Source organism: Pseudomonas syringae pv. tomato str. DC3000 (genome assembly GCF_000007805.1).
In the GTDB taxonomy this organism is placed as follows: Bacteria; Pseudomonadota; Gammaproteobacteria; order Pseudomonadales; family Pseudomonadaceae; genus Aquipseudomonas; species Aquipseudomonas avellanae.
In genome coordinates this window covers 4,713,686-4,733,096 of the sequence record NC_004578.1, presented here as the reverse complement: position 1 = coordinate 4,733,096, position 19,411 = coordinate 4,713,686, and the positions used below count along the sequence as shown (strand labels likewise).

The 19,411-nt window shown below is 57.4% G+C and carries 16 protein-coding genes and 1 pseudogene; 9 read left to right on the top strand and 8 right to left on the bottom strand.

Annotated features, from left to right (window positions below; translation table 11 throughout):
* Window positions 1-10: 10 nt before the first annotated feature.
* Genes PSPTO_RS21770 through PSPTO_RS21750 form a run of 5 tightly spaced genes read left to right on the top strand, consistent with a single transcriptional unit; the run spans window position 11 to window position 4,072 of the window.
* On the top strand, window positions 11-772 hold the full coding sequence (locus PSPTO_RS21770; protein ID WP_005764783.1) for an SDR family NAD(P)-dependent oxidoreductase: 762 nt from the start codon (window positions 11-13) through the stop codon (window positions 770-772).
* A gap of 31 nt (window positions 773-803) precedes the next feature.
* On the top strand, window positions 804-1,553 hold the full coding sequence (locus PSPTO_RS21765) for an SDR family NAD(P)-dependent oxidoreductase (RefSeq protein ID WP_005764784.1): 750 nt from the start codon (window positions 804-806) through the stop codon (window positions 1,551-1,553).
* A 22-nt stretch (window positions 1,554-1,575) separates the two neighbouring features.
* Window positions 1,576-1,875, top strand: coding sequence for a hypothetical protein (locus PSPTO_RS21760; RefSeq protein ID WP_011104908.1), 300 nt, complete (start codon window positions 1,576-1,578; stop codon window positions 1,873-1,875).
* Complete coding sequence (locus PSPTO_RS21755; protein ID WP_005764786.1) at window positions 1,872-2,879, top strand: CobW family GTP-binding protein; 1,008 nt, start codon at window positions 1,872-1,874, stop codon at window positions 2,877-2,879. Before PSPTO_RS21760 ends, PSPTO_RS21755 begins: the two co-directional genes overlap by 4 nt.
* Window positions 2,876-4,072, top strand: a complete 1,197-nt coding sequence (locus PSPTO_RS21750; RefSeq protein WP_005764787.1) for an ABC transporter substrate-binding protein — start codon at window positions 2,876-2,878, stop codon at window positions 4,070-4,072. Before PSPTO_RS21755 ends, PSPTO_RS21750 begins: the two co-directional genes overlap by 4 nt.
* Before the next feature lie 775 nt (window positions 4,073-4,847).
* Here the strand turns inward: PSPTO_RS21750 and PSPTO_RS21745 are convergent.
* Window positions 4,848-7,265 (bottom strand): glucose/quinate/shikimate family membrane-bound PQQ-dependent dehydrogenase, encoded by a 2,418-nt coding sequence (locus PSPTO_RS21745; RefSeq protein ID WP_046463416.1) that lies wholly within the window; start codon window positions 7,263-7,265, stop codon window positions 4,848-4,850.
* A 443-nt stretch (window positions 7,266-7,708) separates the two neighbouring features.
* Between PSPTO_RS21745 and PSPTO_RS21740 the strand changes: the two genes are divergently transcribed.
* A complete protein-coding gene (locus PSPTO_RS21740) occupies window positions 7,709-7,936 on the top strand; it encodes a VF530 family DNA-binding protein (RefSeq protein ID WP_005764789.1) in 228 nt (75 codons plus the stop codon).
* A gap of 70 nt (window positions 7,937-8,006) precedes the next feature.
* Window positions 8,007-8,666 (top strand): Pr6Pr family membrane protein, encoded by a 660-nt coding sequence (locus PSPTO_RS21735; RefSeq protein WP_005764790.1) that lies wholly within the window; start codon window positions 8,007-8,009, stop codon window positions 8,664-8,666.
* Between the two features lie 21 nt (window positions 8,667-8,687).
* Here the strand turns inward: PSPTO_RS21735 and PSPTO_RS21730 are convergent, their stop codons facing one another.
* The 3 genes from PSPTO_RS21730 to PSPTO_RS21720 form a co-directional block, all read right to left on the bottom strand.
* Window positions 8,688-9,455 (bottom strand): siderophore-interacting protein, encoded by a 768-nt coding sequence (locus PSPTO_RS21730; RefSeq protein ID WP_011104905.1) that lies wholly within the window; start codon window positions 9,453-9,455, stop codon window positions 8,688-8,690.
* Window positions 9,452-10,051, bottom strand: a complete 600-nt coding sequence (locus tag PSPTO_RS21725) for a PadR family transcriptional regulator (protein WP_005764792.1) — start codon at window positions 10,049-10,051, stop codon at window positions 9,452-9,454. Before PSPTO_RS21725 ends, PSPTO_RS21730 begins: the two co-directional genes overlap by 4 nt.
* 78 nt (window positions 10,052-10,129) lie before the next feature.
* Window positions 10,130-13,249, bottom strand: a complete 3,120-nt coding sequence (locus PSPTO_RS21720; protein ID WP_005764794.1) for a transglycosylase domain-containing protein — start codon at window positions 13,247-13,249, stop codon at window positions 10,130-10,132.
* A 361-nt stretch (window positions 13,250-13,610) separates the two neighbouring features.
* Between PSPTO_RS21720 and PSPTO_RS21715 the strand changes: the two genes are divergently transcribed.
* On the top strand, window positions 13,611-14,516 hold the full coding sequence (locus PSPTO_RS21715; protein WP_046463415.1) for a hypothetical protein: 906 nt from the start codon (window positions 13,611-13,613) through the stop codon (window positions 14,514-14,516).
* A 50-nt stretch (window positions 14,517-14,566) separates the two neighbouring features.
* On the opposite strand, the gene PSPTO_RS21710 is transcribed toward PSPTO_RS21715, so the two are convergent.
* Complete coding sequence (locus PSPTO_RS21710; protein WP_011104902.1) at window positions 14,567-15,256, bottom strand: hypothetical protein; 690 nt, start codon at window positions 15,254-15,256, stop codon at window positions 14,567-14,569.
* 178 nt (window positions 15,257-15,434) lie between these two features.
* Entirely contained in the window at window positions 15,435-16,148 is a 714-nt protein-coding gene (locus PSPTO_RS21705) for a hypothetical protein (RefSeq protein ID WP_011104901.1), read from the bottom strand.
* 403 nt (window positions 16,149-16,551) lie between these two features.
* Here PSPTO_RS21705 and PSPTO_RS21700 point away from each other — a divergent pair.
* A pseudogene (locus PSPTO_RS21700) lies at window positions 16,552-17,300 on the top strand (hypothetical protein).
* A 65-nt stretch (window positions 17,301-17,365) separates the two neighbouring features.
* Here PSPTO_RS21700 and PSPTO_RS21695 read toward each other — a convergent pair.
* A complete protein-coding gene (locus PSPTO_RS21695) occupies window positions 17,366-18,046 on the bottom strand; it encodes a hypothetical protein (protein WP_011104900.1) in 681 nt (226 codons plus the stop codon).
* A 95-nt stretch (window positions 18,047-18,141) separates the two neighbouring features.
* Window positions 18,142-19,272: an OpgC domain-containing protein gene (locus tag PSPTO_RS21690; protein ID WP_011104899.1), complete on the bottom strand. Its 1,131-nt coding sequence runs from the start codon at window positions 19,270-19,272 to the stop codon at window positions 18,142-18,144.
* Window positions 19,273-19,411 lie beyond the last annotated feature (139 nt).

The window sequence follows — 19,411 nt, the reverse complement described above, 5'->3', positions numbered from 1 at the left end:
GGAGCAACCCATGACTTGTAAAGTTGCAATGATAACCGGTGCTGCCAGCGGCATCGGTCAGGCGCTGGCAGTGGCCTTCGCTCGGCAGGGTGTTGCGGTGGCAGGCGGGTATTACCCGGCGGACCCGCATGACCCGGATGAAACCCGCAGGTTGGTGGAAGAGGCGGGCGGCGAATGCCTGATGCTGCCGCTGGACGTGACCTTCACAGCGTCGGTCGATGACCTGGCCGCAGCGGCGATCAAGGCGTATGGCCGAATTGACTACGCGGTGGCCAACGCCGGATTGCTGCGCCGTGCGCCTTTGCTGCAAATGACCGACGAGCGCTGGAACGAGATGCTCGACGTGGACCTGACCGGCGTGATGCGCACCTTCCGGTCGGCTGTTCGGCACATGGGCGAGGGCGGCGCGCTGGTGGCTATTTCCTCGATTGCCGGCGGTGTTTATGGTTGGCAGGACCATTCCCACTATGCCGCCGCCAAGGCTGGCGTACCGGGCCTGTGCCGTTCGCTGGCCGTGGAGCTTGCGCCCAAAGGCATCCGTTGCAATGCCGTGATACCCGGCCTGATCGAGACGCCACAGTCACTGGACAGCGAGAACTCGCTGGGGCCCGAAGGCCTGGCACAGGCGGCCAAGGCCATCCCGCTGGGTCGCGTCGGCCGAGCGGACGAAGTCGCCGCGCTGGTGCGTTTTCTGTGCAGTGACGAAGCCAGCTACCTGACCGGGCAAAGCATCGTGATCGACGGCGGCCTGACCGTGCGCTGGCCGGGCTAGATCGCGCAAACTCAACCAAGGACCCCAACCCATGCAACAACTCAAACAAAAGCGGGCAGTGATTACCGGTGCAGGCAGCGGCATTGGTGCTGCCATCGCCCGCGCCTACGCCGTTGAAGGCGCGTATCTGGTGCTGGGTGATCGTGATCCGGTCAACCTGGCAAACATCGCCGAACACTGCCGCCAGCTCGGCGCGCAGGTGCATGAATGCGTGGCCGACGTCGGCAGTGTCGAGGGTGCACAGGCCAGCGTCGATGCCTGCGTCGAGCATTTCGGCGGCATCGATATTCTGGTCAATAACGCTGGCATGCTCACCCAGGCACGCTGTGTCGACCTGAGCATCGAGATGTGGAACGACATGCTGCGCGTTGATCTGACCAGCGTGTTCGTGGCCAGCCAGCGGGCCTTGCCGCACATGATTGCGCAGCGCTGGGGACGCATCATCAACGTCGCCTCGCAACTGGGCATCAAGGGTGGCGCCGAACTGACCCATTACGCCGCCGCCAAGGCCGGAGTCATCGGCTTCAGCAAATCGCTGGCGCTGGAAGTCGCCAAAGACAACGTGCTGGTCAACGCCATCGCGCCCGGTCCTATCGAAACGCCGCTGGTGGCTGGCATCAGCAGCGCCTGGAAAACCGCCAAGGCCGCCGAGCTGCCGCTGGGTCGTTTCGGGCTGGCCGAAGAGGTCGCGCCCGTGGCTGTGCTGCTGGCCAGCGAGCCGGGTGGCAACCTGTTCGTCGGCCAGACACTGGGCCCCAATTCCGGCGATGTCATGCCATGAGCTTACTGCTGGAGAAGCGCTGATGTGTGGACTGTGCGGCCTGTTGGGCGAGGATGTGCACTGGAGCGACCCGCTGGCGACCGAGCTGCCCCCGCGGCGTGAGCGCCTGCGGCGGATTGCGGCGATCAACAAGGTGGTTGCGCCGTTTCGTCTCAAGGTCGAAGACTTTCAAGGGGTGTCCTACCTGCTGCTCGGGGCGACCGGCAAGCAGGAATTGGCGACCGGTCTTGAGCAGTTATGGCAGAAGGCCGAACTGCTGATCGGACGCCCGCTCGACCCGCTGGATGCTCGCGTCCTTGACCATTTGCAGAGGTCATCATGAGCATTGCCCTCAACGTGATCACCGGCTTTCTCGGCAGCGGCAAGACCACACTGCTCAAGCGCCTGCTGGCCGATGAAAACATGGGCGACACCGCGCTGCTGATCAACGAGTTCGGTGATGTCGGTATCGATCATCTGCTTGTTGAAGAGGTTGCGCCGGACACCGTGCTGTTACCCAGCGGTTGCGTTTGCTGCACCGTTCGCGGCGAGCTGAAGGATGCTTTGCTGGGCCTGCTGGAACGGCGCAATCGTGGCGAGATTCCGGCGTTTCGCCGGGTGATTCTGGAAACCACCGGCCTGGCCGATCCGGCCCCGATCCTCTCGACCCTGAGCAACGATCCGCAACTGCGCGGACGCTTTCACATCGGCCTGATCATCACGCTGGTGGACGCCTGCCACGCAACCCTGCAAGAGCGCCTGCACCCGGAGTGGCTGGCGCAAATCGCGGCGGCGGACCGGCTGTTGCTGAGCAAGACCGATCTGGTGGACGAGCCTGCACTCGACGCGCTGCGTAAGCACCTGCAGGCCTTGAATTTTTCCGCGCCGTTGCTGGACACCGCGCAGATCCACAGCGGCGATCAGTTGCTGCTCGGGGAGGGCGTGCGCAGTGCCGAACCGGCTGCCGAGGTAACACGCTGGCAACTGCATCGCGTCGAGTCGAGGTCGGCGCGGCATGGTGATGCGCAGGTCTGCTGCCTGACCTTCGACCGCCCGCTCGACTGGGTTGGTTTCGGGGTGTGGCTGTCGATGCTGTTAAGATGCCACGGCGAACGAATCCTTCGCGTCAAAGGACTGCTCAACGTGAACGACAACCAGGCCCCCATCGTGATTCATGGTGTGCAGCATTGCCTGCATGCACCGGTGCACCTTGCGGCATGGCCGGGTGAGGATCGCACCTCGCGGCTGGTGTTCATCCTGCGAGGTCTGGATGCGGAGTTATTACGGCGCTCGTTCGAGGTGTTCTCCAGCAGCTTCGCGCCGCCGCTCAACGAGTCGGCGGCATGACCATCACTTTACGTGTGCTCGGCACTTCGGTGACCTTGCTCGAGTCCTTGCGCGAGCGAGCCGAGCAGGAACTAGGCATCAAGCTGGTCTACCAGATTCATGACGTGCAGACCGCGCAGCGCATCGCGGTCATGCAGCCTGACAGCTACGACCTCTATGATCAGTGGTTTCACAACGTCGATTTCGTCTGGCCTGCGCGGGCGATTCAGCCCATCGACACGCGTCGTATTGCGCTGTGGCATGAGATCAACGACCTGCCCAAGCGCGGTCGTTTACGGCCCACTGATCAACCGGGCAGCGGCAGCGTGCCCAGCGAGCGCCTGTTCGTGCAGCACGACGGCAGCCTTGGCAGCACGGTGACCGAGCGCATCAGCATGTTGCCGTTGACCCACAACGCTGACAGTTTTGCCTATCGCCCCGAGCGCTTGCCGGAAGGTTTGAGCCCTGCGGATGAAAGCTGGGGCTGGCTGCTGGATTCAGCGTGGGGCGGGCGTATCGCGTTACAAAGTGACGCCGCCATCGGCGCGCTGGATGCCGCACTGGCGGTACAGGGCGCGGGGCTTGCGCAGTTCAACGACATCGGCAACATGAGCATCGAAGAAATCGACCTGCTCGCCGATGTGCTGGTGCGCAAACAGCAGCAAGGGCACTTCGGCGCATTCTGGTCCGACGACGAAGAAGCTGCCGAACTGATGCTCAGCCCGACCATTGATATCCAGAGCCTGTGGTCACCGACCCTGGTCAGGTTGCACCGCGCTGGCGTGAAATACCGTGTGGCGGTGCCCAAAGAGGGCTATCGCGGCTGGTTCGGCGGGCTGTCCTTGTCGCGCTACGCCAAAGGGCCGGTGCTGGATGCGGCATATGCCTACCTGAACTGGTGGCTTTCGGGATGGCCGGGTGCAGTCATGGCGCGACAGGGGTATTACATCGGCAATCCGGCACGCAGCCGTGACCATCTGAGCGCCGCCGAATGGGACTACTGGTACGCAGGCTTGCCCGCCCGCGAACAACTGCTCGGCAGCGACGGCTTGCCCCTGATCGACGCCGGAGAGATCCGCGACGGCGGCTCCTACGAAGAACGCATGGGCCACATCGCCGTTTGGAACTCGGTCATGAACGAACACAACTACCTGGTACGCCGCTGGAGCGACATCCTGCGCGCCAGCGGCAAAAGCAGCGCGAAGGCTCGTTAGGTTTTCGGGCTTCTGATGGTTATTGTGCCAATGCGCGAAAGAGGACGCAGAGCGTCCAGAACTGCATGCGACGCGGAGCGTCGCACGATAGTTGAAAAAGCGCTTTTTTACTGCGATATCACTGACGACGCAAATTGCGACGTAAGTGACGGCTGAGCTCTGGCGCTGATCCGGGGGATGCGAGGCAGGACGCCGAGCAAGCTGCACCGGGCCAAGGATGGCCCGTTGCAGCGACCCCCGGATCAGTGTCAGGGCGAAGGAACCCGACGAAGTCGGGCCGGAAACGGAGCCGGGATTTTGGTTACTTTGATCCTTCAAAGTCACTCGCCGAGGGGCGAAAAGGTGCCTTGAGCCTGGAAAATATCCAACTGACATCGCAGAACCCTTGTGTGACGCGGAGCGCCACAAAGAGGACGCAGAGCGTCCAGAACGGCATGCGACGCGGAGCGTCGCACGATAGTTGAAAAAACGCTTTTTTACCGCGATGGCACTGACGACGCAGAGTGCGACGTAAGTGACGGCGGCCCCCGGATCAGTGTCAGGGCGAAGGAACCCGACGAAGTCGGGCCGGAAACGGAGCCGGGATTTTGCTGACTTTGATCCTTCAAAGTCAGTCGCCGAGGGGCGAAAAGGTGACTTGAGCCTGGAACATATCCAACTGACATTGCAGAACCCTTGTGTGACGCGGAGCGTCCAGAACTGCATGCCGAGCGTCTGGCCATAAAAAAAGCGGCTACCTCTCGATAGCCGCTTTTTCAGTGACCTCCAAACCACCTTACTTGGGCAGTTTGAACGCCATCACGTAGTCACCCTGTTTGGTGCCCAGTGAGCCGTGACCGCCGGCCACGACCAGCACGTATTGCTGACCGTCCTTGCCCGTGTAGGTCATCGGTGTGGTTTGCGCGCCTGCTGGCAGGCGGGCTTCCCACAGTTGCTTGCCGTTACGCACGTCATAAGCACGCAGGTACTGGTCAAGCGTGGCGCTCATGAACGCCAGGCCGCTGGCGGTGGTGAATGTACCCCCCAGGCTTGGAACACCCATGGTCAGCGGAATGGGGATCGGCGAGCTGTCACGCACGGTGCCGTTTTTGTGCATCCAGATGGTCTTCTGGTTGGTCAGATCGACCGCCGCCACATAACCCCATGCCGGTGCCTGACACGGCAGGCCCATCGGTGACAGCAGTGGTTCCAGAATCACGCCATACGGTGCGCCCTTGTTCGGCTGCACGCCTTCGGTTTCGCTCTTGCGGCCCGGGCCGCCTTCAACTTCGGCAGAAGGCACCAGCCTGGAGCGGAACGCCATGTAGTTCGGATTGACGAAGGCGATCTGGCGAACCGGATCGACAGAGATGCCGCCCCAGTCGAACACACCGAAGTTACCCGGATACACAATCGAACCCTGCAACGATGGCGGCGTAAACGGGCCGTCGTAACGCAGCGACTTGAAGTCGATCCGGCACATCATCTGGTCAAACGGTGTCACGCCCCACATGTCGCGCTCTTTAAGCGGCGGCGGCATGAAGTTCAGGTCGGACTTGGGCTGAGTCGGCGAAGTCCAGTCACCTGCGACAGCGCCCTGCGGAACCGGCACTTCGTTGACCGGCACGATAGGCTTGCCGGTGCTGCGATCCAGCACGTAGATGCTGCCCTGCTTGGTCGAGGCCAATACCGCAGGCTTCACGCCATCAGCGGTTTTCATGTCCAGCAGCGTCGGTTGACCGCCCACGTCCATGTCCCACAGGTCATGGTGAGTGAACTGGAAGTCCCAGCGTACACGGCCGGTCGCGATGTCCAGTGCAACCAGACCCGCGCTGTACTTCTCGGACTCCTTGGTACGGTTGCCGCCCCATTGGTCCGGCGTCTGATTGCCCATCGGCAGGTAGATCATGCCCAGCTTTTCATCGACGCTGAACATGGACCACATGTTCGGCGAATTGCGCGTGTAGATCTTGCCGTCGGCTATCGGAGCCGTTTCTTCCGGGTTGCCGCTGTCCCAGTTCCAGACCAGACGACCGGTGTGCACGTCGTACGCACGGATCACGCCGGACGGTTCGTCCATCGAAACGTTATCGGTCACGTGGCCGCCGATGATCACCAGGTCCTTGGTCACTGCGGGTGGCGAAGTGGAGTAGTAGCCGCCCGGTGCGAACGTGCCCATGTTGGCCGTCAGGTCAACCGAGCCCTTGTTGCCAAAGTCTTCGCACATCTTGCCGGTGTCGGCGTTCAGGGCGATCAGACGGGTATCGGCAGTCGGCAGAAAGATTCTGCGTGGGCAGACACTTGACGTGGCGCTGACTGCGGCCGGTGCTGCCGGGCTTTGCGCCGGAGCGCTGGCGGCATAGGCGGCGTCGTCGTGGTAAGTCACGCCACGGCAGGTCATATGCGCCCAACCCTTGAAGTTGGCCGCATTCTGAGTGCTGAGCTTAGGGTCAAAGCGCCAGATTTCCTTGCCTGAATCCGGATCAAGCGCGATCACCTGGCTGTGCGGTGTGCACACGTAAAGCATGCCGTTGACCTTGAGCGGGGTGTTCTCGGCAGTGGTTTCGCCCGGATCGTTCGGCCCTGGAATATCGCCCGTGCGATAGGTCCAGGCCGGCTGCAGCGTGTTGACGTTTTGCGGCGTGATTTGCGCCAGTGGCGAATAGCGATCGCCGAAAGCGGTACGTCCATAGGACTGCCAGTCGCCGTCAGGCATAGCCGGCGCGGTGTTGGTGGTGCCAGCCGTTTCGCGGTCCAGTTGACCTTCGATACGGCCAGGGTTGGTGAACTGGCTGGCCAGCGCGGCCAGACCGGCCAGCACCACAGCGATGCTCAGTGCGCCAGTGCCCATGCGCGCCGGGCCGTTGAGCAGCAGCGGCCGACGGAACCACGGCAGCAGCAATACGATGCCCAGTGCAAACCATAGCGCCAGACGCGGCACCAGTTGCCACCAGTCCAGGCCGACTTCCCACAACGACCATACCGTGCTTGCGAACAGCAGCAGCGCGTACAGACCCAGGGCAGCCGCACGCCCGGTCATCAGCAACACGCCTGTTACAGCGAAGCCGATACCGGCCAGCAGGTAATACAGCGAGCCGTCCAGTTGCAGCAGCCGGACGCCGCCGACCAGCAACGCCAGCCCCATCAGCAGGATCACCAGCCCGAGCAGGGTTGGCAACAGGCGATTTCTCTTTGAAGCACCGTCAGTGCTCATAATGCGAATCTCCGCAAGAAGTAAGTAGTTGATATCTTGTTTTCGTGTGCATCGCCGACCCTGGCAGCATTCCCTGAAGCTGTTTATTGAAACGAATCACCGACAGTCGAATTCAACGTCAAGCAGAACACGGTGCCCATTCAGCCCGGCCCGGTCATCAAGTCGTAGACCATTGCCGCCCGAATTCGTGCATAGGTGTCTGTTCAGTGGAGCGCTTTCGCAAGGGGGACCTGCAATCCTTTAAACGGGTAATGATAGGGCGCTAACGATTTTTCTAAAAGCAATAAACATGACATGGATCATTGCCGGTTTCGCAACAGTGCATTAAGGCTTGTGGGTTTATGCACCCGCGACGCTTACAATGGCTGACGTTTTCGACTAGCCCGGCGCATCCCGTGCGCCTGTTTCTGGCTCATCTCTACTCATTTGCTTCAAGGTTCGTCATGACAACACCCAATCCCGACCCGCTGCACGGCGTCACCCTCGAGCAGATTCTCAGGGCTTTGATCGAGCACTATGAATGGTCCGGTCTGGCCGAGCGCATCGACATTCGCTGCTTCAAGAGCGACCCGAGCATCAAGTCCAGCCTGACCTTTCTGCGCAAGACGCCCTGGGCGCGCGAAAAAGTCGAAGCCCTCTACGTAAAGCTGCATCGCGGCAAAGGCTGGTAGTCCTTCTTCAATATTTTCAGCCCCGCCAGAAAAGCCCTGCATGGACGCCGGACCTCAAGGATACAGATCGATGCACAGCCAACAGCCGCAACATGCGCAGGGACAGCGCCTTTACGCCCTGATCGCCGCTTGCCTGGGCTGGTCGGGTCTGGTGATCCAGCTTTATCTGATTTTCATTGGCCGTTATGCCGACCACGCCAGCCTGCTCGGTGGGCTGGTGCGTTTTTTAAGCTTCTTTACCGTACTCACCAATACGCTGGTGGCGGTCGCGCTGAGCTGTGCCCTGACTGCGCGTCAGTCGGCAGGGCATCGGTTTTTTCGACAGCCCGCCGTGTGCGGCGGCATCGTGGTGAGCATCGCGCTGGTCGGCATCGCTTATAACGTGTTGCTGCGCCACCTGTGGCATCCGCAGGGCTGGCAATGGATTGCCGATGAGTTGCTGCACGATGTGATGCCTTTGGCGTTCATGCTGTATTGGTGGCTTTACGTGCCCAAAGGCAGGTTGCGCCTTGGCCATGTGCCGCTCTGGGCGATGTACCCGGTGGTCTATTTCGCCTATGTTCTGCTGCGCGGCAACATGCTCGGCGATTACATGTACCCTTTTATTGACGTCGGCACGATCGGTTTTGGCAGCGCACTTATCAATGCCTTGGGCGTGTTGCTCGGGTTTGTCCTGATTGCGCTGTTGCTGGTAGGGATTGATAAATGGGCGTCTCGTCGTAAGGTGTGAGCCGCCCGGTCAAACCCATGCTTACTCTTCGGTGTCACTCAGCTTCCAGTAACCGGCAGCCTTGACGAAATCGTCTTCCAGGCCGAACTCATCGAGCAGCACACGGCGCACCTTGCGTGACAGACCCGACTCGGTCGCGACCCACGCATACAGCTTGCCCTCGGGCATCTCCAGGCGACGAACGACGTCCACCAGGTTCTGCTCGCTGCGCACGATCCAGATTACATCGACCTGCGCTGCGCTCGCGAAGGTTTGCTGTTCCTGCTGATTGGCCACTTCGACCACCACCAGTGCAGCACGGTTGGCGGGCAGTGATTCCAGACGCCGAGCGATGGACGGGATGGCCGTTTCATCGCCGATCAGCAAATAGCTGTCGAACATGTCCGGCACCACCATTGAACCGCGCGGGCCGGCGATATGCAGAAACTGCCCCGGCTTTGCCTGAGCGGCCCAAGTGGCAGCCGGACCTTCGCCATGCAGGACAAAATCGATGTCCAGTTCGCCGCTGTTTTCGTCATAGCGGCGCGGGGTGTAATCGCGCATCGGCGGACGCGGCGCGTCTTTGTCGCTGGTGGCCGTCAACGCTTCCAGCGCAGCATGCTCTTGCGGCGTTTGCGGGAAGAACAGTTTGACGTGGTCGTCTGTCCCCAGACTGATAAAACCCGCCAGTTCCGGGCCTTGTAGCGTGATGCGGCGCATCAGTGGCGTTAGATCCGTGACCCGCACAACCTTCAATTTGCGGCGTTTGATTTCATGCATCACACGATGGATCGATTGTGGCGAATTCATACTGAAGCCTCCGATGCAGGTTGAGGCCCATCGACGACGGCCTTGGCAGTGGTGTTGAGCAACTCGCTGACCCGCAGGATTTCTTCCGGAGTCCAGCGGCCGTGATGCATCTGTAACGCGTGGCGAAGGTTATGCACGGCTTCATGAATTTCTGCCGGGCGATCATGGCCGCGCAGCGAGCGCTTGCTGACATCGATGCGCATCCGTACACCTTCCAGCGCAACGGCCTGATCCTGCAATGAGCTGCGACCGGCATCGGTCACGGTGTAGAGCTTTTTGCCTGCCTGGGCATCGCCGAGCACCATCTCGCTTTCTTCAAGAAAGGTCAGGGTCGGGTAGATAACACCTGGGCTTGGGCAATACGCGCCGTCGAACAGGCCTTCGATCTTGCGGATCAGGTCGTAGCCGTGGGACGGCTGTTCGGCGATCAGCGCCAACAGCAGCAATTTCAGATCGCCCGGAGCAAAGACCCGCGGGCCGCGTCCACCGCGCTCACGGCCCGGGCGTTTTTCAAAACCGTCGCGGTCTTCGCCTGCTTCGCGCAGGTGCGGCGGACGGTGATGGGGAGGATGTTTATCTTCACGCATGTTTTTCATCTCTGGTTACACGTTAGATATACCTTAAGATATATCTAATCGTATTCACAGATCCGGCAGACGGGCGGTCATTACCGATCAGGCACCCGTGGGCGGATCGGCGAGCGGGGCATTGCACATCGCTTGCCCGTGGTTTTCCAGATACGGCGTGAGGATCGGTGCCATGCCTTTGAGCACCTGCACCGGCAACGCCGAGGTGAAGCGAAAGCCTTCGGCGGCGCGTCCCGGTACAAACGCAGTCAACGCGCCAAAGTGGTTGTCGCCGATATAAAACACAAAGGTCGCAGTGCGGTTGATCGCCCTGGAACTGAGAATACGGCCGCCCGCGCCGATGCTCTCGATGCGGTTATCGCCCGTGCCGGTCTTGCCGCCCATTGCCAGCACGCTGCCGTCCTGCATTTTGAAGGTGCCTTGCACACGCTTGGCGGTCCCGCCGTCCACCACTTGCGACAGCGCCTCACGCATCGCCGTGGCCACTTCGGACGGCAACACGCGCTGGCCCAGTTCAGGGTTGATGATCAGCTCAGTGTCATAGGGCGTATCAGCGGCAAAATGCAGGCTGTCGATGCGCACGGGCGGCAAGCGGATGCCGTCGTTCTGGATAATGCCGATTAGCTCGGCCAGCGCCGCCGGGCGATCACCCGAGCTGCCGATCGCGGTTGCCAGCGACGGCACCAGATGGTCGAACGGATAGCCCACGCGCTGCCAGCGCTGCTCGATATCCAGAAACGCCTCGACCTCCATCATGGTCCGCACGCGACTGTCGCGCGCGCCCTTGTGGCGACTCTTGAACAGCCAGCCATAGACTTCCTGACGCTCGAAACGGCTGGCTGCAGCAGCGTCTTTGAATTGCGCGTCCGGGTGCTTGAGCAGGTAGCCCACCAGCCACAGATCCAGCGGATGAACGCGCGCGATGTAGCCTTGGTCGGGCAGGTTGTAAGCCCCCGGTCCGTAGCTCTGGTACAGATCGGTCAGACGTTTGTCGGTCAGTGTCGAGGTTGCCTTGGGCTCTTCAAGATGAGCGCGAACAAACGTATTGAACGTCGCCTGGTCGGCCCCCGGCAGCAGGTAGCGATGCACGGCCGCCAGGCGAATCGCGGTCGGATGGATGCCGTCGAGAAAGGTATCGAGCCGTTCCTGCGTAGTCTTGTCCTTGTAACGTTTCCAGAAACGCAGCAAAAATACCGTGCCTTCACGGTCGGCAAACTGGCTCAGGTATTCCTGACGGCGTGGGTCGTCATCATCCTTGAGCAGCGCCGCACTATTGTTGGGGGCCTGATAGGTGCTGTAGCGCACCACGTCACGCATCAGACGAATGAACGGCAGGTTGATCGACTCACGCAGCGACTCGCGCAGGGTCGGAATACGCTCGTTATCCTCGCGCCGAAAATTATTGAAACGGTGCAGGCCGCCACCGGTGAAAAACGCTTCTGCGGGGCTTGCCGAATAGGTCCGGTCCAGTGCCGCCGAAAGCATTTTTGCCAAGTCGCGATCCTTGTTCAGCAGCAGATAATCCACCGCCCAACGGGTCAGCCGGTCGGGTTCCTCGACCGTGACTTTCCTCAACTCTGCCGTGCTCATGCCTGCGTAACGTCCATGCAGCTCGGCAATGATTTCCAGGTACGTGGTCAGCACACGCATCTTGGCCGTCGAGCCCAGCTCCAGCTTGCTGCCTTCATTAATGTCGAACGGCTGATCGGTGCTGTCGGTCTGTACCCTGACGCGCGAGCCATCGACGCCGCGCTCGAACAGCGTGAAGCTGTAGCGCACCTGAGTGGTGCTGGCAGGCGTCAGCAAACGCTCGCCCAGCAAGCCGACTTTGGCGGCGAATTCAGGGTCAGCCAGATCGCGCAGGTACTGGCTGACACTGCGCTGCAAATCGCCGTGCAAGGTGCTGGTGGCCGAAAGGTCAAGACGGTCCAAGTCGTACAGCGGGCGATTGAGCAGGTTCGACAGCCGGGTGCGCGCCACGCTGATGCCCTTGTTGGTTTCGATCGGCTGAAGGGTCGGCTGCTGCGCCCAGTCGCGATAAGTCACTTTTGCGGCCAGCGCAGCCTCGGCTAACGGTGGATCAATGATATTGGCCTGAGCCAGCAGGCGGATGTGGCTGTCGGTCAGCTCGGCGAGTTCAGTGCGGCCCTTGGCCAGATAATGCGACGGACGACGCTGGGCAATCACCAGCGACAACACTTCTCGCAGCGCCAGCGCCTTGTCGGCCAGCCCCTGTTGATCCGTGGGGCCGGACGCCAGCAACTGATTGGTTCTGGCGAAATCCACGCCAAACCAGACCCGCAACCCCTCGGCCAGACCATGCACCTCACCGTGGCCCGGCACCGCAGACAACGGCACGCTGTTCAGGTAATCACGCACCACCCGCTGGCGCACCTCAAGGGTCTCGGCCCCCGGTTGATAAGCGCGCACACTGGCGGAAATCATCTGCCGCAACTTCTCGGAACCAGACTGCGTCAGCCCGTCCGGTGAATGGCGGTATTTTTCCAGTTGCGTCGCCAACGTACTGCCGCCAGCCGACTGGCCGGGGAGGGCGAACATCTTCGCCACTTGCGACCACGCAGCTTTCACAAAACGGGGCCAGTCCACCGCCGGGTTGGCCAAGGGTTGCTGCGGATCGAGCAGGTCACGGTTCTCGATGAACAGCAGGCTGTGCACCAGCAGCGGCGGAACGCTGGCGAAGGTCGCATAAAACTGTTGCGGGTAGCGAAACTCATACAGCGGCGCGCCCCGGCAGTCGGTGATCGACAGGCCTGCCTGGGTTTTTTCCTCGTAAGGCACAAAAAAACCGTGCTGCACGTAGCGCATAAGATCCGGGGAAAATCGCGTCTGACGGGTGATCACGTAATCGCGTTTAAGCAGGCGCGGCAGAAACTCATCAAGCGATGAATAACCCAGGCGCTTGTCGAACGGCCCGTCACCGGGATACACCACCTCACTGCTCGGCCCCGGCTGCATCGAATAGCGCAGGCTCGCCGCGAAGCGGCTGAATTCCCGCGCCTGCAGCCTCGAACTGCGGCTCTCCACCGTTATTGCAACACCCAGCGCAATGCAGGCCAGCACCACAATCACCCAGAACACCCGCCACCCGTATCGCTTGCGACGCGGACGCTTTGGCGTGCGTGGGTCATCCTGGCGGTCAGCGGACAGCGTTTCTTGCTTGCTATCGGAATGCCGAAATACGCCCATAGTTGATAGTCCGGTCATCCTGGCAACGCACCTGAACCAAGCTTAGACGCTGGGTGGCGATGTGGGGGATTTGTCTGGTGGTTTTCAGGATTGGCTGGGGCGGTGCTTGGACTGGCATGGCTTGTGTGCTTTTTTCGTCTAAGTTTTGCTGTTGACTGAAAAAGTCAGTCATAGATAAGCGTCTCAGATGCAGTTTCTAAAAAAGCAGTTATTGAAATTATAAAATATTATTGGTTGTTTGTAGGACGTTTCCGATAATTGTTTCAGTCGCTTGATCTTGAATTCAACAGGTGATTACGTCCGATTTTGTCAGTGGCAATGATGCCCTGCGTAATTAATAACTACTATCGAGATCAACAAGATGAAAAACAAGAAAAGCAAGGCAGGTCGTGCGTTTGTGTCTGGACTGCTATTGGCGATGTCTTATCACACCATGGCACAAGTAGAAGTAGCCCCTGTTGCCGGTCATCAACCAACGCCGCTGGAACAGGCTGTACAGAACCAAAGTCGTTCGACTCCTGTCGTGTTGTCGGACAAGATTCATCAGATCGACAATACTCTGGAGAATACCTCGGCAGTTCATCAGTATAATTTCACCGTTGTGCGCGGCCAGAATGTGCTGATTACAACGCCGGATTCGGATTACGACCAGAAATGGAGGTTGGAGTATCAGGTGGATGGCGGGGAGTGGCAGCCCAAGCGTCACTCATTCGCGGAGAGAATCGAAGGGCTCAATCCTGGTTCACAAGTCAATATACGTATTATTGCGACTGACGGTGCCAGGTTTGAGACTGCTGATTACAGCGTGGTGTTTGGCTCGTTTCCTCATATGCGCTATGACTTGCATCACGAGGAAGGCTTCAGGTTGATTCCATACGGTTTCACCACCCCCGCTTTTCTGGCGACTCAAGCCCTCACAGAGGCGATGCTGGAGGTTACGTTTACAGACAGCAAGGCTTTTCCGCTGGAGGGTGGTGTGTTTGATTTCGAACTCAATATCAAACATCACCAGGCTAACGGAAAATACACCTCGGATAGTTCGGGGAAAATCATGCATCGGGTAACCTTTAAACGCTGCGAGGGTGGATCGCTCGCTGATAATTTCACTCACCTGAGTGAAAATGGGCGAGAAACCTGGAGTACTCGCTACGAGCCAAAACAGTATTGGGCTAGAAATGTTCTCCCTGAACAGCTAGCTGATAAACCTCATGTTTACAATTTAGGACTAATCTGCAATCGCTGGTTAATCAACTGGTCAAGGAGCTGATTAAAAAAACGCTCTGTCTGCTGTAAGCAATACAGAGCGTTTCCTGACTGTCAGGCCCTTGTATCGATCAAGTGTGTCGAATTTTTTTCTGCTTTTTCTTTGATCTGATTTATCCAGATTTCACTAGGGTCGTCTTTTTTGCTAAGTGCTATTTTTCCAAGATCGATAATATTTTTAAAGTTTAGTAGGTCAAGTTTGTAGGTTCCTTTGAACGTGTCTGTGTCATGATCAGCCAGCGTCATGAGGATTTTGGCATGCGTGAGCGCAGCATCCTTGAGTTGGGTTTTTTGGTTGATGGCATCTGATAAGTACTTGATTTCATTCGTGCCTAATTTATCGTCCAGGTCAATTATTTTAAGCTCGGCATCATCCCCTACTGTATAGCTAAAGTTTTTCCCCGCCAGATCGGGCCGCAAGTCAACAAGCTCTGCTCTCAGCTTTTGATAACAGCTTGACTGTATTCTTGACATGAGTATTGCATCCGCATTCAGGTTTTCTAGATAACGCTCCTTTGTCATCGGGCGAATGACTTTTTTGGTCGGGTCTTTATCGTCGGTATGGTTGAAGGTGAATTGCAGCCATGGCTCTTCCACGCGCGTGTAGAAAGCATTTGCAAACTCTTCTTTTTTACTCAGTGCCGGTTTGATCTCAGGTGACAGTGTTAGTGGTTCCCTGTGGAGAGGGTTTGAGGGGCGCGACGGAGAAAGTATAAAGTCAGAAGTGATAGTGCTAATGTGCATTTTCTGCTCCTTGCTGAATGAATGTGTCTTTCTTTTTATCGGTGAATGGGCTGGATACTTGGGCTGATAAAGCTGTGGGAAAATTCCTGGTCACAGACTTTGTGTGATCTGCGTCACGAACCAATGGCATGCCACTGGTTATTCCGAGCGAAATATCAATGACCTGTATTTGCATTCATCAAGCGTGCACATCAACCAGAGGTTTTGGTTCTTCCTCACGCTTCGGCGCATTGCGCTCGATCTGGTAGATAATCGTGTCCATGAAATTGCCAATATGATTGCGGCTGAAGATCTGTCCGTAGTCGATGACCTTGCTGTAACTCTCCAGATTGAGGGTGTGCCGGTTATCGAATTTTTCGGTGTAATGGTCGAGCAGCGTCATCACAATTTTTGCGTGCGCACGCAGATCCTCTTTCAGTTGTTGGCGTTCGTTCAGCTTCTCGGTCAGGTACGTGAACTCTGCCGGGGTGAGTACCTCGTCCGGGTCGGTCACCTGAATGTCCTGATTAAAGCCCAGCGTGAAGCCGAAATGCTTTTTTGACAGCTCCGTATTAAGGTAAAAAAGCTGCTGTTTGAAATCGTGAAAATTGTCGTACATACGACATATGGTTTCGTCAAAGGCTTTCATGTAGTTTCCCAGATACTCGCCTCGGATATCTTTTGCTTCCTTCTCAGACATTTTCTCTAAAATAGCGCGTCCTGCCTCCGACTTTTTGTAGCCGGCAAACCAGGGCGTTTCCTCGGTGGTATAGAATTCAGCGTTAGGGTCACGCGCTTTATCATGCGCCACAGGGATCTTGATCGGCAGAGCAGCAGATGAATTGAGGGGGGGCGGGCCTAAGAGAGTGCGCTGTTGATTCTGTAATGAAGAAGCCAAGGGGTTGATATTCATGCTAGGCGCTCTTTGGTGTTAGTGATAGCTATCTAACGGCAGGCCTTTGCAAAACTTTGCCTGATAAGCGTGTAGGATTTTTCCTAGACTGTAGGTGGTGGTTATTTTTGTAGGAGATTTCCTTAATTTCAATATGATGGTTGACTCAGTGTCCAACGCTCTATTACGTCGATTTTGTCAGTGGCAACCTGCCTCTGCATAATCTGCGAGAATATCTATGAATATTTATGGGAAAAAATGTGTTGGTTTTTGCTTGTTGTCTATCTTCGTGATGATGGCATCGACTTCCGGCGCTCACGCCAGTACAGGTACTGAGGGCCAGGTCGGTGCACCCAGTAATGAAACCAACGAAGCCGTTGCGGCTGAAGCTGTTCAAGAGGTTTCCGAACCAAGATTCACCGTCATGCTGGATAAGCTGCACTCGGTAGCAGATACATTGACAGTTAAACATCCTGTTCACTACTACGGTTTTGTGTCGCATCGTGGTCAAGATGTACTTCTCTATGCGCCTGTTGGTGACCCGGTCACTAACGAGTGGAAGACCGAGTATTACGAAAATGGTGAATGGGTTGCTCAAACACTCAACACCAAGATTTTTAAAGATCTGGCTCCCGAGGCGGAGGTGATTGTCAGAATCACGCCAAGAAACCCGTTATTAGGGAGTACTCTCCCATACACCGTTAGATTTGGTTCTTACCCTGTTCTAAAAAGCTACGAGCTGCTTGACGAGCCGGGTGTGATAAGGATTCCAAGTGGGTATACCAATCCTGACTGGTTGGCCACCCAGATTTATAAAGAGGCTGTTTTGAGGCGAGATTTACCGACACTAAAGGCTCACCCTTGGAAGGCGGTATGGCGATTCTTGATCTGAGCTTTGGTCAACAAGAACCTTCAATTGAGCATATTGCAATCAGCGACTCTAACGGTTATGCCTCTCAGCGTATCGAGTTCGGACGCTGCTACGGAGGCGTGGAGGCCCAAGACTTTGTGCACAAACAAAGAGGTTTCAATACATGGAGGAGTCACTATAAAGTTGCTGGCTATACCGTGCATAATTTTTCGTTGGGGCCAATGACAGCGACCCCTCGTATCTTCTTCATGGGGCATATTTGCACACAGACCGTTGTGCGAACTGTTGCTCCTCGCGGTTAATAGTTGCTCCTCGCGGTTAATATTTAGCTCAGTCTGGCGAGTCGATTGTCTCGCCAGACTGATTCTCATACCGCCACAGAAATATACGAAAAATCTCGTTTCTCAGCATTACTCTGGACTTGCTGTATCCATTCGTCCTGCATTTTTTGCACGCTGGTGCTCATGATCTTGCCATAGTCGATCACGTCCTGAAAATTACTGATATCCAGTTTGTATCGACCACCAAATGTTTCATGATCGTGGTCTACCAAGGTCATGACCGTCTTCGCGTGCTGCTGTATTTGCTCTTTGAACTCTCTGAACCCATTGATGGCATGGGTAAGCACTGATTTATCGTTTTCGGTCAGGCTGTTATCGTAGTCAATTATCTTGATGGATGCGCTTTCGTTCAGCGTAAAACCAAATTTCTTACCTGCGATTTCAGGGTGGGTTTCTTGCAGGTCTTTACGAAAGCTGTCGTAGGTGACATTGATCAAAGCAAGTTCCAGTACGTCAACTATTTTTTTATGAGCCACGTAGTCAATCCGATTTGTAATGTGCTCGTTGATAGACTCCAGCAACCACGGTTCTTTCTGATATTCATAAAATACATGTTCATCCGTATTTTTTGCTTCGGATGTAATGGCCTTTTCCAGACCCGCATCTTCTGTCGGATCGCCATTCTTTGTGCCAGGTATCAGCGCTGTCTGTTGCAAGGAGTTTGCCTGGTTCGGAATTCCAATAATGTTCAAAATACTGCCCTCCATTAGGTCTCATAACGGATAGCGGCCAGGCGCTGAAAAACTTGGCCTGATAAACCAGTAGGAAATTTCCGAGAGGGCGTGCAAATGTGACGCTGTTCTCAAGTAATCAACAGGCGGGGCGACTTACCCAAGCGTTTATTCAACTCCAGCCCATTGGCCATCAGCATCATCAAACCCAGCCCGACAATCGCGGTAGCGACCTGCATTGGCCGGGTATCGCCGGCCAGCGCATTTGCCATGTCTGCCAGTGGCGCAAGCAGTACGCCCAGGCAGAAGACTTCCAACGAATAACGGCCCATGCGACAGGTCTGGCGGGCGGGCCAGTTATCGAGCCAGGTGCTTGAGGTTGGCAACAACCGGGCAACCACGTAGACCAGAGCGAGGAAGTGCAGCAGGCGCGCGGGTGCCAGGTCGGTTTTGCTGATGGGGTACAGGGCGTCGAGGTACAGGGTCGAGACCAGCGCGGTGTGCAGGTCGGACCATTTTTCGCTGAAGGTCAGCATGCCTGCGATCAGCACGTAGACGGCTGCCATCAGGAACAACGGTTGTTGGCGAAACGGAGGGGTTTGGGCTGGTGTGGCGGTTTCGCTGCGCAATGCGCAGGCACCGCCGAGGATGAACAGCAACTGCCAGGCCACCGGGTTGAAGTACCACACGCCACCGCCTTCGTAGGCGCGCAGGTTCCAGCCGAACAAAGGCACCATCAGGTACAGGGCTATCGACAGGCCGACCGCCACTTCCAGCTTGCGCAGCATCAACGGCAAGGTGAGGGGCAAGGTCAGCAGCAGGACGATGTACAGCGGCAACGGGTCGGTCAGGTTGGGCTTGAAACGCAGCAGCAGTTCATCGGCCAATGCCTGTTGCGGGTTGCCGACGAAGTATTCAAGGCCCATCTGCTGGACCATGTCGCGGGTTTCGACATGGTTGTTGGCGACGAAGACGATGCCCATCAGCAAGGTCAGCAGAAAGATATGCACCACATACAGTACCCAGGTGCGGCGCAGGATCCGCACGCCGGCCACCAGCATGCCGTCGCGACGCGCAATGCGCCCGTAGGCCAGGATCGATGCGTAGCCGGCGAGAAAAACAAAGATTTCTGCTGCGTCGCTGAAACCAAAGTTACGCACGGTCAGTTGCGCCAGAGGATTGTCCGGCACGTGATCCCAGAATATGAAGATCAGCGCCAGGCCGCGAAAGAAGTCGATTCGATGATCGCGTCCGTTATTCATAACGGTGGACTCTTGAAAGTGCTAATGAGTAAAGATCGGCCACAGGTGCTTAGGTTCCAGGCCAGCGACCAGTGACGCTCGGCGGCGCGGCAGGGTGGCGTTTTCGGGCGGCAATTGCAAAGGCGCGGTATTACCGGAT

Excerpts from the sequence above, each read along its gene's own strand:
- PSPTO_RS21750 (WP_005764787.1), top strand. The coding sequence starts at position 2,876 with ATGACCATCACTTTACGTGTGCTCGGCACTTCGGTGACCTTGCTCGAG.
- PSPTO_RS21760 (WP_011104908.1), top strand. The coding sequence starts at position 1,576 with ATGTGTGGACTGTGCGGCCTGTTGGGCGAGGATGTGCACTGGAGCGAC.
- PSPTO_RS21715 (WP_046463415.1), top strand. The coding sequence starts at position 13,611 with ATGAAAAACAAGAAAAGCAAGGCAGGTCGTGCGTTTGTGTCTGGACTG.
- PSPTO_RS21725 (WP_005764792.1), bottom strand. The coding sequence starts at position 10,051 with ATGAAAAACATGCGTGAAGATAAACATCCTCCCCATCACCGTCCGCCG.
- PSPTO_RS21765 (WP_005764784.1), top strand. The coding sequence starts at position 804 with ATGCAACAACTCAAACAAAAGCGGGCAGTGATTACCGGTGCAGGCAGC.
- PSPTO_RS21705 (WP_011104901.1), bottom strand. The coding sequence starts at position 16,148 with ATGAATATCAACCCCTTGGCTTCTTCATTACAGAATCAACAGCGCACT.
- PSPTO_RS21740 (WP_005764789.1), top strand. The coding sequence starts at position 7,709 with ATGACAACACCCAATCCCGACCCGCTGCACGGCGTCACCCTCGAGCAG.
- PSPTO_RS21720 (WP_005764794.1), bottom strand. The coding sequence starts at position 13,249 with ATGGGCGTATTTCGGCATTCCGATAGCAAGCAAGAAACGCTGTCCGCT.
- PSPTO_RS21755 (WP_005764786.1), top strand. The coding sequence starts at position 1,872 with ATGAGCATTGCCCTCAACGTGATCACCGGCTTTCTCGGCAGCGGCAAG.
- PSPTO_RS21735 (WP_005764790.1), top strand. The coding sequence starts at position 8,007 with ATGCACAGCCAACAGCCGCAACATGCGCAGGGACAGCGCCTTTACGCC.
- PSPTO_RS21695 (WP_011104900.1), bottom strand. The coding sequence starts at position 18,046 with ATGGAGGGCAGTATTTTGAACATTATTGGAATTCCGAACCAGGCAAAC.
- PSPTO_RS21710 (WP_011104902.1), bottom strand. The coding sequence starts at position 15,256 with ATGCACATTAGCACTATCACTTCTGACTTTATACTTTCTCCGTCGCGC.
- PSPTO_RS21730 (WP_011104905.1), bottom strand. The coding sequence starts at position 9,455 with ATGAATTCGCCACAATCGATCCATCGTGTGATGCATGAAATCAAACGC.
- PSPTO_RS21770 (WP_005764783.1), top strand. The coding sequence starts at position 11 with ATGACTTGTAAAGTTGCAATGATAACCGGTGCTGCCAGCGGCATCGGT.
- PSPTO_RS21745 (WP_046463416.1), bottom strand. The coding sequence starts at position 7,265 with ATGAGCACTGACGGTGCTTCAAAGAGAAATCGCCTGTTGCCAACCCTG.
- PSPTO_RS21690 (WP_011104899.1), bottom strand. The coding sequence starts at position 19,272 with ATGAATAACGGACGCGATCATCGAATCGACTTCTTTCGCGGCCTGGCG.